This is a genomic window from Veillonella sp. CAG:933 (assembly GCF_000431435.1).
In the GTDB taxonomy this organism is placed as follows: domain Bacteria; phylum Bacillota; class Negativicutes; order Veillonellales; family Veillonellaceae; genus Veillonella_A.
In genome coordinates this window covers 1-14,020 of record NZ_HF986199.1, presented here as the reverse complement: position 1 = coordinate 14,020, position 14,020 = coordinate 1, and the positions used below count along the sequence as shown (strand labels likewise).

12 protein-coding genes are annotated in these 14,020 nt (G+C 45.2%); 3 read left to right on the top strand and 9 right to left on the bottom strand.

The window, feature by feature from the left end; translation table 11 throughout:
* Position 1: 1 nt before the first annotated feature.
* The 7 genes from QZL64_RS06710 to QZL64_RS06680 form a co-directional block, all read right to left on the bottom strand.
* Complete coding sequence (locus QZL64_RS06710; protein WP_021841244.1) at positions 2-1,690, bottom strand: oxidoreductase pyridine nucleotide-disulfide family protein; 1,689 nt, start codon at positions 1,688-1,690, stop codon at positions 2-4.
* A 138-nt stretch (positions 1,691-1,828) separates the two neighbouring features.
* Positions 1,829-3,226, bottom strand: coding sequence for a putative aminohydrolase SsnA (gene ssnA, locus QZL64_RS06705; protein ID WP_021841243.1), 1,398 nt, complete (start codon positions 3,224-3,226; stop codon positions 1,829-1,831).
* A gap of 14 nt (positions 3,227-3,240) precedes the next feature.
* The gene (gene arcC, locus QZL64_RS06700) at positions 3,241-4,176 is read right to left on the bottom strand and encodes a carbamate kinase (RefSeq protein ID WP_021841242.1); all 936 of its coding nucleotides are present in this window, start codon (positions 4,174-4,176) and stop codon (positions 3,241-3,243) included.
* Between the two features lie 84 nt (positions 4,177-4,260).
* Positions 4,261-5,454, bottom strand: a complete 1,194-nt coding sequence (gene ygeW / locus QZL64_RS06695) for a knotted carbamoyltransferase YgeW (protein WP_021841241.1) — start codon at positions 5,452-5,454, stop codon at positions 4,261-4,263.
* A gap of 13 nt (positions 5,455-5,467) precedes the next feature.
* Entirely contained in the window at positions 5,468-6,778 is a 1,311-nt protein-coding gene (locus QZL64_RS06690) for a YgeY family selenium metabolism-linked hydrolase (RefSeq protein ID WP_021841240.1), read from the bottom strand.
* A 57-nt stretch (positions 6,779-6,835) separates the two neighbouring features.
* Positions 6,836-8,041, bottom strand: a complete 1,206-nt coding sequence (gene dpaL, locus QZL64_RS06685; RefSeq protein WP_021841239.1) for a diaminopropionate ammonia-lyase — start codon at positions 8,039-8,041, stop codon at positions 6,836-6,838.
* Between the two features lie 128 nt (positions 8,042-8,169).
* On the bottom strand, positions 8,170-8,865 hold the full coding sequence (locus tag QZL64_RS06680) for a helix-turn-helix transcriptional regulator (protein ID WP_021841238.1): 696 nt from the start codon (positions 8,863-8,865) through the stop codon (positions 8,170-8,172).
* Between the two features lie 409 nt (positions 8,866-9,274).
* Here QZL64_RS06680 and QZL64_RS06675 point away from each other — a divergent pair, with 409 nt between their 5' ends.
* On the top strand, positions 9,275-10,243 hold the full coding sequence (locus QZL64_RS06675) for a YihY/virulence factor BrkB family protein (RefSeq protein ID WP_021841237.1): 969 nt from the start codon (positions 9,275-9,277) through the stop codon (positions 10,241-10,243).
* A gap of 134 nt (positions 10,244-10,377) precedes the next feature.
* Here QZL64_RS06675 and QZL64_RS06670 read toward each other — a convergent pair whose 3' ends face one another.
* Positions 10,378-11,568, bottom strand: coding sequence for a M20 metallopeptidase family protein (locus QZL64_RS06670; RefSeq protein WP_021841236.1), 1,191 nt, complete (start codon positions 11,566-11,568; stop codon positions 10,378-10,380).
* A gap of 197 nt (positions 11,569-11,765) precedes the next feature.
* On the opposite strand from QZL64_RS06670, the gene QZL64_RS06665 reads away from it, so the two are divergent.
* Positions 11,766-12,506 carry a LysE family translocator gene (locus tag QZL64_RS06665; RefSeq protein ID WP_021841235.1) on the top strand — a complete coding sequence of 247 codons (741 nt, stop codon included), beginning with the start codon at positions 11,766-11,768 and terminating at the stop codon, positions 12,504-12,506.
* 151 nt (positions 12,507-12,657) lie between these two features.
* On the opposite strand, the gene QZL64_RS06660 is transcribed toward QZL64_RS06665, so the two are convergent.
* Complete coding sequence (locus QZL64_RS06660) at positions 12,658-13,329, bottom strand: NAD(P)H-dependent oxidoreductase (protein ID WP_021841234.1); 672 nt, start codon at positions 13,327-13,329, stop codon at positions 12,658-12,660.
* Positions 13,330-13,548: 219 nt separating this feature from the next.
* Between QZL64_RS06660 and QZL64_RS06655 the strand changes: the two genes are divergently transcribed.
* Complete coding sequence (locus tag QZL64_RS06655; protein ID WP_021841233.1) at positions 13,549-13,935, top strand: winged helix-turn-helix transcriptional regulator; 387 nt, start codon at positions 13,549-13,551, stop codon at positions 13,933-13,935.
* Positions 13,936-14,020: the final 85 nt, after the last annotated feature.

Here is a 14,020-nt window from a genome sequence, read left to right as displayed (position 1 = left end):
GTTATAGATAATAAGGCAGCTCCTTACTGAATGCACTTACTATCGACTGTAACGGGCTCGGTAATTTTTCAAGCGGAAGCACGGCTTCCTGCCCCTTAAAACGGAACCCCCATTCCTCACCGACTTTGTAGAAGCCGTCATTTTCACTTGCCTGTAACCGCGCTTTGTCTAAAAAGAAGGTCAATCTATCTTTGTACGGTTGGCAAGGTTCGATGCAATTACATGCACAGTTACCGCATTCATTGCACGCTTCATCAATGTGAATAATCAGTTTCTGACCATCCACCGTAACGAGTTCATTGGACCGGTTCGGGCAAACACGAACGCAAGTACCACATGTCACGCGACAGTGATAATCTTCACTGTGAGCCGCCTGAAAACCGGGTTGTTTCGCTCTTTTTACGCGCATAGCCTCGGTTTTGTGGAATTCCGGCGATAACGCCACGGTTTGAGCCAACTTTTCGATGGCCGGTACATTTAACGCGGTAATAGAATCATAGTCTTTACTTTCTACGCGTTTTGCCAAATCATCGAGTTGATCGTAACCGGCGCCTTGCAGCAAGGTAGTACATACCGTAATCGGCCAAATACCGGTTTCAAAAATATCCCCGATGCTCTTGCGGTCGGCACCGCCGCTATAGGAAATAGCAAGTTTACCGGCTAATGCGCGGCTGAGCTCGGCCGCCAAGGTAATCGTCAATGGCAACAAGGCTTTGCCGGCCATATACATTTGCTCGCCCGGCAGTTCTTTTTCAAGAATTTGAACCGGGAAGGTATTGGTGAGCTTAACGCCGAATTGCTTGCCGCACTTTTGACCTAACGCTTGTAAGCGCTCTATCATCGGCACGGCGTCAGCCATGGTGGGATCTACTTCAAATTGATGTTTATCAAATTTTACATAGGCAAAACCGGCATCGTCCAGTAAAGTTCGTACACGGTCATAGCCGAGTAAAGTAGGATTACATTTCAAATATAAGTTGAGACCTTTTGTTTCCAACAAATAACTGCAAATGGCTTCAATTTCATTGGCCGGGCAACCGTGCATGGTAGATAAGGTAATGGACTGACAAATATCTGAATTAATGTTTGCCACATAGGCTTCATCAATCTGTTGGAATTTATCTAAATTAGCCAGTATCCATGCTTTGCAAGCCTGCCAAGTTTCAGTCTTACCGGCGTCTTTTAAGTTTTCAATAAAAGCATCGATTAGAGGGTCTTTGATACCCGCTAAATTGTAGCCCACACTCATATTGAAGATAAAGCCATCCGGACTGCCCAAACCAAATTCTTTACTGATTAATTTGAGGGCAAACCAGGCTTTAATATATTCCGCCATGGCTTCATCCGCTCTGTATTCAGCGGACCATTCCACGTTGTACGATTCATCATTGGAGTAGATGCATGGTCTCGGAATACCGAGTTCTTCGCCGTACAGGGTTTGCACGGTTTTCAATTCGATAAACCGTGCGCCGCCCACATAGGCGGCAATAATATTCTGCGCTAACTGGGTATGCGGCCCGGCTGCCGGTCCCAATGGGTTTTCCAAGTTTTTGCCAAATAATTTAAGCCTCTTGGTTCCTTCGTAGCGGTGAATTTTAGTTACATTATAAATACGCTGATGAATGGCATATTCCTGAAGAATATGATTCATTAATTTATCAAAACTTACCGGGTACATAATATCGCTCATGAGGACTCACTCCTTTTTGCGAACATCGAATAAATTACACCTGTAATTTATACTTCTTATTTATGTCTGTAGTTTATGACTATAATGTCTGCTATAGCTTTCTGCCTATGATGTCTGCCGGAAGATTACGCTTCCAATTTAAGCCTTTAGTTGATGCCACAGTTCTTCGGCTATCTCACGTACTTCGCCGAGCAACGCCTGTTTATCGAGGCCCTGCCATTGGCGATCTTGGTACCGCACCACGCCGTTACTGATTGTCGTCACTACATTCATGCCGTTGGCACCGAATAGGAGATGACCGTTAATATTATCAGCGGTTAAGCGTGTCGGCGGTTCATAATCCATTACAATTACATCGGCTGCTGCGCCCGGCGCCAAAATACCGGCGGTGATGTTGAAAAACTGTTCTGCCATCTTGCGGTTCGTATCAAAGAGCATGGTCGGAATTTCAACCCACCCTTGATTTGGTAAACCACTGCGATGTTTAACGAGGCAATTGGCCGCTTTATAGGATTCCAACATATCGCTGGTGTATCCGTCTGTGCCGAGGCCTACGCGTAAACCCGCTTTAGTCATGGCCAAAATATCCGGTGCCCCTACGGCATTGCCCATATTACTTTCCGGATTATGGACAACCATGGTATCCGTCTTCTTAAGGATTGAACGTTCATCCGCATCAATATGAATACAATGGCCGGTAATCGTAGTCGGTCCTAAAATGCCTTCATCATAAAGGCGATTGACCACGCGTTTACCGTATTTAGCGAGGCTGTCTTCTTCATCGCTTATACCTTCGGCGACGTGAATGTGATAGCCCAAACCGTCCGTATTTTGCGTCCGTACATAATCAAGCGTGGCCGGACTCAATGTAAACGATGCATGGAGACCGAACATAGCCGCCAGTTCAACCGAATCCGCTGTTTTGTCAGCCTTTGCCGAACTGTCATCGGCTGCCCCGCTATGTGCGGTCTGCTTTTCGGCTGCTGCCTTAACGGCGCGACCGAAGCGCACATTTTCCGCTACGGCTGCTTCCATGGCTTCTTGTCCGTTTCGATCACTCACTTCATAGCAGAGACAGGAGCGAACACCAAACTCTTTGGCCACATCGCCGATAACACTGAGGCTGCCGGCCGTTTCACCATAACTGGCATGGTGGTCAAAAATCGTGGTAACGCCGTTTTCAATACAGGCCATATAAGTAGCCACCGCACTGGCCCACACGGAATTTCTGTTTAGATTATTGTCTAAATAAAACCACATGCCTTCCAAAATCTCGTTAAAGTTAGTAGGATTGTAATTCGGTAGTGCCAGCCCGCGTGCCAAAGCGGAGTAAATATGGTGATGGGCATTAATAAATGCCGGCATAATCAACTTGCCATGTGCATTAATTACGGTAGCGTCAGGATATTTCGCCTTCAACTCATCGTAAGCGCCCACCGCGATGATTGTCTTGCCGTCCATCACGACGGCACCGCGTGTAATCATAGGCTGAGCCGGATTTCTCGTAATAACCGTACCTTCGCCAAGTAATAACATAGTTAGCCACCTTTCTACCGGTGTATACGTGTACCGGTTTTGCCTTCAAGCCCTTCTTTGGCTTTTTCCAATAAGGTGATAATGGCTGTGCGGCCCGGTTTGCTGTCAGCAAATTGAATGGCCGCTTCTACCTTCGGCAGCATGGAACCGGCGGCAAATTGGCCGTCGGCAGCATATTGTTTAGCTTCCGCTACCGTCATTTCATCGAGCCACTGTTCATTCGGTTTGCCGAAATGAATCGCTACTTTTTCAATGGCTGTCAAAATTATAAATACATCCGCATCAATGGCCTGTGCCAAGACGCTGCTGGTCCAATCTTTATCAATAACCGCGGATGCACCGCTTAAATGATTGTCTTTTTTCACAACCGGAATACCGCCGCCACCGCAGCAAATCACCAATTGATGACCTACGAGTTGCTTAATGGCATCCAGTTCCACAATTTCCATAGGTGCCGGCGAAGCGACTACACGTCGCCAACCGCGCCCCGAATCTTCTACGCATTTGTAATCATAATGTTCTTCTGCGTAGCGCGCTTCTGCTTCACTCATGAAGTGACCGATAGGCTTGGTCGGATTCTTGAAGCCCGGATCGTTTTCATCGACCCGGACCTGCGTCACCATGGTGGACACTGCCAAATCACGAATGTTGCGATTTAACAGTTCTTCTCTTAGCGCATTCTGAAGGTCATAGCCGATATAGGCTTGACTCATGGCTACACAAACCGATAACGGTGTATTCGGTTGTTTCGGATTTTCTCGCGATAATGCAGCCATAGCGTTATTTATCATCCCCACTTGAGGACCGTTGCCGTGTGTGACAACAACTTCGTACCCCATTTCAACCAAATCAACGATGATTTTTGAGGTCCCTTTAACTGCTTGCATTTGTTCCGGTAGCGTATTGCCCAATGCATTGCCACCTAATGCAATAACTGCCCGTTTTGCCATACTGTATACCTCTGAAACTTATACCTTAGTACCGGGCTATAGGATAGTTTTGCTATGCTATAGCCACAGTACCTATGCTCCTGATTAACGATCGATGCGCGCTTTACCTTTAGCCTGTAAATCTTTCAATTTTTGTACAGGGTCTTTGAATTTGCTAAGGAAAATCATAGCGGCAATTACGTATGGTTTGTAGCTTGCTTCTTTATAAAGCGGTACACGATAGCGGTCAAATACAGTGGCGTCTACTTCACCGGTTTCACAGCTTACGCCGGTAATATCGGCCGGTAAGCAGTGTAAGTATAAGGCTTTGCCGTCTTTAGTGAGCTTCATCATCTCTTCGGTGCAAGCCCAATCTTTATGATTCGCATTCTGTTGTAATAATTCTTTTTCTAAGGTATCAATTCCTTCTAAATCGCCATCGCCATATAATTTGGTGCGTTTTTCCATGGCGGCGAACGGTGCCCAGCTCTTAGGATATACAATATCGGCGTCTTTGAAGGCTTCTTTCATGTCGTGGGTCTTTTTAAAAGAACCGCCCGATGCCGCTGCATTCTTCTTAGCTACTTCTTCCACTTCCGGCATTACTTCATAGCCTTCAGGATGGGCCAAAACAACTTCCATGCCGAGGCGTGTAAATAAGCCGATAACCCCTTGCGGTACGGATAAAGGTTTGCCGTAAGATGGGGAGTAAGCCCAAGTCATAGCCACTTTTTTACCCTTTAAGTTTTCAATGCCGCCGAATTCTTTAATGATGTGAGCTGCATCGGCCATAACCTGAGTCGGATGGTCGATATCACACTGTAAGTTCACAAGATTCGGACGCTGTTCCAACACGCCGTCTTCAAAACCTTCTTTAACCGCATCAGACACGGCATGCATATACGCATTGCCTTTGCCGATGTACATATCATCGCGAATACCGATTACATCGGCCATAAAAGATACCATGTTGGCCGTTTCGCGAACTGTTTCACCATGGGCAATCTGCGATTTACCTTCATCAAGGTCCTGTACTTCAAGGCCCAAAAGGTTACAAGCGGAGGCGAAGGAGAAGCGTGTACGGGTCGAGTTATCGCGGAATAAGGAGATGCCGAGACCGCTGTCAAACACTTTCGTGGAGATATTCTGTTCACGCAAGGCACGAAGCGCATCAGCTACGGCCCAAACGGCTTTTAATTCATCATCACTTTTTTCCCAGGTAAGGAAGAAATCCTCGCCGAACATATTTTTACAATCCAATTTGGCTAATTCACTAACTACTTTATTGAAATCTGTCATGATACTATCCCCTTTATTTACAATACATAGTTGGTAAAGCTGCATATACAGCGGCACAAGTTACGAGGTCCTGTTTCCAAGTCTTTTCATTCGGTGCATGAGCCTGTGCTTCTGCGCCCGGACCGAAACCGATACATGGAATGCCGTTACGGCCCATAATGGAAACGCCGTTAGTGGAGAATGTCCATTTATCCGTTAACGGACGTGCTTTACGCATGTCAACAGTCGTGCTGTCGCCGATGCGTTCCGTGCCGTATAAGCCTTTATACGCTTCTTCAAGAGCAACCGTTACCTTGTGGTCTTTAGGAATAACCCAGGTTGGGAAATAGCATTCAATCGGATATACAAGTCCTGTGTACGATGGCCGATCATATTGGTACATGGATACGGTCACATCATCGCCGTATTTCTGTACGGCCGGTAAAGCTCTGATTTCATCGAGACAGCTTTCCCACGTTTCACCGGCTGTCATGCGGCGGTCCAAGGATACGGCACAAGAGTCAGCTACGGCGCAACGACTTGGGGATGTGAAGAAGATTTCCGAAGCGGTAACCGTACCGCGACCGAGGAACCTGGCTTCTTCCCATTGATCGTTATATTCTTTATCGAGCATTTTTACGAGGCCTTTAATCTTCGTTTCTGCGGCCGCATCATTTTCATTAAGGGCTCTGATATCTTGTAAAATATCGGCCATTTTATAAATTGCATTGTCGCCGCGTTCCGGTGCGGAGCCGTGGCAGGAAACGCCTTTTACGTCGATGCGAATTTCCATACGTCCCCGTTGACCGCGGTAGATGCCGCCGTCCGTAGGTTCCGTAGATACTACAAATTCAGGGCGAATTTTGCTTTCTTTAATCATGTACTCCCAGCAAAGGCCGTCACAGTCTTCTTCCTGAACAGTACCGGTTACGAGCACGCGGTATTTATCGTTCAAAAGGCCTAAGTCTTTCATGATTTTAGCGCCGTAAATAGCGGAAACGATACCACCCAACTGGTCCGATACACCGCGACCGCCAATTTCGGTAGCCGATTCAAAGCCTTCATACGGATCAAAGGTCCAGTTTTCACGATTGCCGATACCTACCGTATCAATATGCGCATCATAGGCGATTAACGTTTTACCGGATCCCATATAACCCAACACGTTCCCTTGCGGATCAATCAGCACTTCATCAAAACCTACGGCTCGCATTTCCTCCGCAATGCGATCGGCATGGCCTTTTTCATCAGCACTTTCACCGGGAATTGCCACGATGTCACGCAAACATTTCGTCATAGCCGCTTCATAGCTCTGCGCTGCTTTTTTGATAGCTTCAAAATCCATAATACAACCTCCTCAATACCTACACATTCTTACTTATAATCATTTAATTGATTAACCCTATTTAGTCCCGTACCAAACGATGTCTTTATAGCGAATCGGATCGGTGTCGCCTTCGGTGGAGAAACATAATACCTTCGATGTTTCATCCAAACCTAGGATTTCTTTTAATTCCTTATATTCCGGACAAGTCATGATGGCTGCTACCGTCCCCAACGGTGCTGCGCCGGATTCTCCGGATGTAATCGGCGTATCGCCTTTTATCGGTGCTGCACTGATACGCATGCCCCACTCGGCTACCCAATCCGGTGCGGATACAAACACATCAGCGTGATTTCGTAAAATTTCCCAACTTATCGTATTCGGCTCGCCGCAAGCAAGACCGGCCATAATCGTCTGCAAATCGCCACCTACCATGCGCGGTTTGCCGTCACCGGCTACAGCCCCTTGATATAGGCAATCCGCCGCTTGCGCTTCCACTACGATAATTTTCGGTTGTTGCGCCTCATTTTTATATAAATTTCTAAAATAGCCTGTAACGGCACCGGCTAACGATCCTACGCCGGCTTGAACAAAAATGTGAGTCGGCATAGCACCGGCCGTCGCCAATTGTTCACCTGCTTCTAAGGCCATCGTACCGTAACCTTGCATAATCCAGCTTGGTACCTCTTCATACCCTTCCCAAGCTGTATCTTGCACAACTACGCCGTTTTTGACCTTAGCCGCTTCGGCTACCGCTTTACGCACACAATCATCATAATTGAGATCTTCAATGGTTACCGTAGCTCCTTCGCGCTGAATATGTTCCAAGCGAGATTTGGTGGTGCCTTTTGGCATAAATACAACGGCCTTTTGACCTAACTGACGAGCGGACCAGGCTACCCCGCGCCCGTGGTTACCGTCCGTGGCGGTGAAAAAGGTAATGTCGTCCATTTGCTTGTGCAATTCTTCGGATGTCATTACGCTATACGGCAAATCCGATACGTCTTTATGGAGCTGCTGCGCTACATATTTAACCATCGAATACGAGCCGCCCAATACTTTGAAAGCATTTAAGCCGAACCGATATGATTCATCTTTGACAAAAATGCTGCCCAAGCCCCAGAATCTGGCCAACTGCGGCAACTGCGTTAACGGTGTTGTTTCATACTGTGGAAAACTCTGATGAAACGCACGGGCTTTTTTGGCTTCCGCCACCGACATGATAGCTAAATTATCATCATTACCTTTAGGTAATGTATTAACTTGCCACTTCAACGAATCCATGTTATACCTCCCATACCTAATAACCTCTAAATCCATCCTATGTGTATCGGCTAACAAATTGTCAGACTGATTATTATCCCCTTAAGTGAGCGAATCAGCCGGTTCTGTAACCGATGTTTATGTCCCCATTATTTAGCTTTCGCTTTAATTTGCTCTTCCTTCTCTTTATCTTTAACAACGTTTAAATCGCTGTATAAAGTAAATCTTGAAATGCCGAAGTATTCCCCGATTTTGTCGGCCGCTTTAGATATTAAAAAGGCGCCCGCATCGTTTAGATACTTCAAGGCTTCACATCGTTCCGCCTTCGTCATGAGCTGCGCCGGCTTACCTACCTTAGCCACCGCCTGCTCAATTAAATCATCCAGCAAATCGGTTACGCTCGTCGTAATTCGTTCAGCTCCGTCGGCTTCTTTACTTGCCGAAGTGCTCGTCGCGAGCCCCACCGGTTCAGTGAGTTGATTTACCATTTGCTGCAAATGAATCAAATTGGTAATATCTGAATTAATACAGAACACATACGTAATTTGCCCTTTATCATCACGCATGTACATGGTACTGGAACGAAAAACGCGACCGTCTTTGGTTTTGGTTAAATAACCGTATCGGTCTTCCAAATCTTTACCGTCATTCTTAAGCGCATCGAGCACCACATGAGACGGTCCGTCACCTAACTTTCTGTTAGATATCTCGCCGTTTTCAATACAAACAACGGTACCTTCCATTTCCGGCGTCCGTACGTCGTGAATTACAATTTCACAAGTTTCGCCAAACTGCTGAGCTAACCCGTGAGCAATTTGTTTCAAATTTTCCAATTCATTTTTCATAAAAACCGCCCCTCACTTTTCACGCATATTGGCGTTATACAAACTAACTGTTTGGTGTCCCAACCAATTGTCTATTCAAATCGAATGGCCTCAACACCAACTTCCACCGGCATTTTGATTATTCATTCTTCATTTCCAAAATCTATTATGCTAACTAATTTTCTGTTAGCCTAACAATTTGTTTTGTTTCTATGATTAAATAGTATCATAACATTTCAAAATATGCAACTGTTAAAAATAAAATAATTAGAGTTATTTATAATTTATCTATTTTCATCTAAACACTATAATTTTCTTCGAAAATATGTTATAAATAAGTATATCGATAAAATCTAATATATAGATACATTGGCTCTTTGCCATATATGGGCCAACGCAAAACGAAATTATTTATAAGGAGTTAATAACTATGAAGTCATTTATTAATGGGGCAAAGCGCGTCGCCAAGGATTACAGCGAGCACAATATCGGTCGCCTGTCCGCGGAAGCAACGTACTATATTATTCTTTCCATAGCGCCCTTCTTAATTATTGCTTTAACGGCTATTTCCGTATTTCTTAGTCACAATACGGACATCCTCGATCAATTTTTGGCTCTCTTACCACCGGATTCACAACATACTCTGGAAAATCTTATCGATGATTTGACCAAAAACCAAAGCGGTACGTTGTTCTCCATCGGTATTATTACCGCTTTTTGGACTATGTCGGCAGGTACGCGTGCCTTAATTAATGCCCTTAACACCATGCTGGGCCTCGATCATGTGGAAGAAGGCATGATTAAGATGTACAGTAAAGCCTTCTTCTTCACCATTATCGGTACCGTAACCGGTCTCTTAGGGCTTATCCTTTCGGTGTATGGCCCGGCCTTCTTACAGGTGGCTCAGCGTTTTATCTTTATTCCAAAAGAAATTGTGAGCCTCGCCACTATGGCGGCTACCTTATTGCCGTTGATTTCTTTTACCCTTGTGCTCACCTTGTTTTATCACTATGCACCACGCAAAGAAACTGACAAGGACACGCCTGAAGCTACCAAGGAAAGTATCAACAAACTTATTTCTTGGAAGCGCTCCTTCGCGGGCGGGCTCTTAGCTACGATTCTTTGGTTAGCCCTTACCTATGGCTATCGTTTCTATGTTACGAATTTTGCAGGCAGTTCCTCCACGTACGGTCCACTGGTTGGTATCATGATTCTCTTCGTATGGATCAACTGGTCTGTCCAGGTTATCCTGCTCAGTGCCGAAATCGTACGCGACCGTTCCTTCGATGCTGAATTAAAAGCGGAAGCGGTTAAACTTAAAATGGAACAAATCGAGCAACTCAATAAAGAGGAGCAAGAAAAAAAGAGCAGAAAGAGCTTGAAGAAAAGAAAAAATTAGAAAAGAACAAAGCGTAGCATAAATTTTAAGCGGCAACGCAAAAGAGCTGCCACAAATGTCGGTCTGACATCTGTGACAGCTCTTATTTTTTACCTCGCAACTCTAGAGACGTTGCCTATCATTGCCTTATTATACTATTCGGCATGTTCTTCCAGCCATTGCAACGCATACTGCGCATACATGGCGGAGCCGATTGGCAATGCGCGTTCATCAATTTTGAAGAAATTGCTATGATGGGAATGAACCGCATCAATGTCAGGGTTAGCAATACCGAAGAAAGCAAAGCAGCCCGGTTTTTCTTCCAAATAGTAAGCAGAGTCTTCACCGGCCATTGTTTTTTCCATCAAGACCACATTATCTTCACCAACGAGTTCAGCGCCTACGCGATGAGCGAGTTCCGAGCTGGCCGGATCGTTGATCGTCGGCGGTACCATTTGACGGAAGGTTACCTTCGCCTTAGCGCCGTAAGCGGCGGCTGTTTCGTTGACCATATGAGTCATCGTCTGTTTCAAATCATCGCCGATGGCGTGTTTGAAATAACGCGCCGTGCCTTCCAAACGGGCAGAGCCGGAAATAACATTATAACGCGTGCCGCTGGTCATCTTGCCGATGGTAAGCACCACAGAATCGAGCGGACTGAAGTGGCGAGACACGATGGTCTGCAAATTCATCACGATGGCTGAAGCCACAACGGTGGCATCCACGGTCAAATGAGGCTGTGCCCCATGACCGCCCTGACCTTCAATATCGATACCGATTTCAAGCGCGGCCGCCATGCGTTCGCCGGCTTCGACGGAAATCTTGCCAACGGGCAAATCAATCCAAATGTGAGCGCCGAAGACACTATCCGTTTCTTCAAACCAGGTACCAAACTGTTTCATGTACTTAGCGCCTTCACCGCTTTCTTCGGCCGGCTGGAACACGAGGAATACCTTGCCTTGAATTTTGTCCTGCAATGTTTTCAGCATTTTAGCGGCACCCAATAAAATGGCCATATGTGCATCATGACCGCAGGCGTGCATCTTGCCGTCATGTTTGGACGCGAAGTCATACCCCGTCTGTTCATCAACGGTAAGTGCATCAATATCGGCACGAAGCATAATCGTTTTGCCCTTTTTAGGACCTTCAATCCATGCCACAATGCCCGTGTTTTTTTCAGGATTTATCACATAGGGAATACCCAATTTATCCAGTTCACCGGCTAAATATTTGGTCGTTTCCTGTTCTTCAAAACTAATTTCCGGATATTGGTGCAAATGACGGCGCCACGCAATAATCTCCTTCGTATATTCTTCTTGTAGTTTTTTTATTTCAGTTGAATTCATACATTCGCCTCCCAATCTCTTTGTTTTCATGGTAGTGTACCGGAAATGGTTTGTCAAGGTTTCCGGGGTAAAATTCCTATTTTATTACTATGATTTTAAAAATCGTGTGATTCTGCGTTTTTTCTTCTATGGCGAGTTTTGAAAATAATATGTTATACTGACTGTATGCATTTACCGATTGAAGGGAGTTACTCTATATGGATTTAGCCTTATTTCCTTACTTTTTAGTGTCATCAATACTCTTAACCCTGGCTCCGGGGCCGGATAATTTATATCTTTTAACAAAAAGCCTCGCCGACGGTGCCAAGGCAGGCATTACGCTAGCAGCGGGACTGTGTTCAGGTATTGTCTTTCACACGTGCCTCGTTATCTTAGGGGTGGCCGCACTGGTTAAAAGTTCACCAATCGCCTTTGCAGCCTTAAAATACGTAGGTGCTGCATATCTTTTCTATCTTGCTTACGGTGCCTTTACCGCTAAAGTTGCGGAACCACAACCGACTGAAGCAGCCGCCGGTCAAGCTACTGCTGCCGATTCAAACAGCACAACAAACGACACGACAAACAGCGTATCAAGCAATGAAACATCCAGCCAAGCTTCAAACGGTAAATCGTCAAGTCAAACTTCAAATGGTGAGTCATCAGCCTTGTCCATCTATCGCAAAGGTCTCATTATGAACATCTTGAACCCAAAAGTTCTGTTATTCTTCCTCGCATTCTTGCCACAGTTCGTGGATCCTAATAATGAATCACCGGGCCTGGCCATTGCCATGCTCGGTGCCGTTTTTAGCTTACAAGCATTCATCTTATTCTCCATCATCGCTCTTTGTGCCGGTAAACTCCGTGGCTTTTTAAATCAGGGACCTAAATCACAACGTATGTTAAATCGTATTCAAGGCGTAGTGTTGCTGGGCATTGGCGGATTGTTATTAGTCTTCTAAAAATATATATCCCTATAGCTTCCGGAATGGCTAGCGCTATACTTTGTCGTTTATGCTTAACAAAAACAAATGCTGAGGTGACTTTTAACTGTCATCTCAGCATTTTTAGTTCTATATTCTATTAGCCAAAGACTATCTTAGTGGAAAACTCTTATTTAACCCAAGTTACGATATCTTCCATAGGCTGACGAGTTTTTTCACGATGAGGCTGTTCATCACGATAGCCGAAGCCCACCATTACGGACACGCCGAAATGTTCTTTGTCGAGCACGCCTTCTTCGCTCAAGATTTCTTCCACTTTTTCAATATTGAAACCTTCGATTGGGCAAGAGTCAACGCCGAGCATAGCAGCCGTTGTCATCATGTTAGCCAACGCAATGTAGGTCTGTTTGCTGCCCCAATCGAACATAGCACGGTTGCTGTCGATCAATTTGAAATCGTTAGTCTGGAAGTTGCTGTAAGCGCCGCGCATCATGTTCTGCACGTCTTCCGGCATGTGTTTGATGTCTTTCATGATGTGTGTGATGTAGTCCGCATCAGCTACGGTATCCGCTTTTTTGCGAGCCAAAATAATTACGAAATGGCTGGCACCGTTCAAGCTGTTCTGAGCCCCCCAGGATACAGGGAACAATTTATCTTTAATGCTCTGTTTTTCAATAATGAGGAACTTCCAAGGTTCAAAACCGAAGGAGCTTGGGGACAAACGGCCTGTTTCCAAAATCGTGTTAAAATCAGCGTCAGACACCTTTTTATTAGGGTCAAACTTCTTCGTTGCGTAACGATAATTGTAAGCGTTTAAAATGTCTTGTGCAGAAATGCTCATGGGTATCATCCTTTCGAAATAATAATTTATTATACTGAATTTTGAATATCTATCTCATCTATCTTTCGACATGTTTAGTATAGCATATCTAAAAAAATAGTTGAAGAACGCAATTTTTTTATATATACTGTAAATAAATTAATTTAAGTATATTTTTTATACCTAAGATATTTTAGCCTACTAAGCACAGCAAATACATATAAACAGAGGAGAATCGTGATGAAACCCACCAGTAAAACAAACAAAGAAAATTTAAAACCTTGCCCGCGTACACTATGCCCGGTAGCCACGACGTTAGAGCTTATTAGCGGTAAGTGGAAAGGTATTATTTTATACCATCTTTTTACCGGCGACAAACGATTCAGCGAACTCAAAACATTAATCGAAGGCGTCACCCATCGCAGCCTGACCTTGCAACTGCGCGAACTCGAGGCCGACGGCCTTATTACCCGCACCGTATTTCCGGTAATTCCGCCACATGTGGAATACGCCTTATCCCCACTGGGACGAACCATGGAGCCGATTATCAACGCCATGTATGACTGGGGCGTGGCTTATAACACCCGGCAAGTTGATAATATGCCTACTGTTCAAGGTAATCAATAAAAGTATCTCTTAACCTCTCCGCAAGTATGCTCTGACACAAAAACACAACTGCTTAGCGGCTTATAGGACAAAAAGTGTGTGTGGC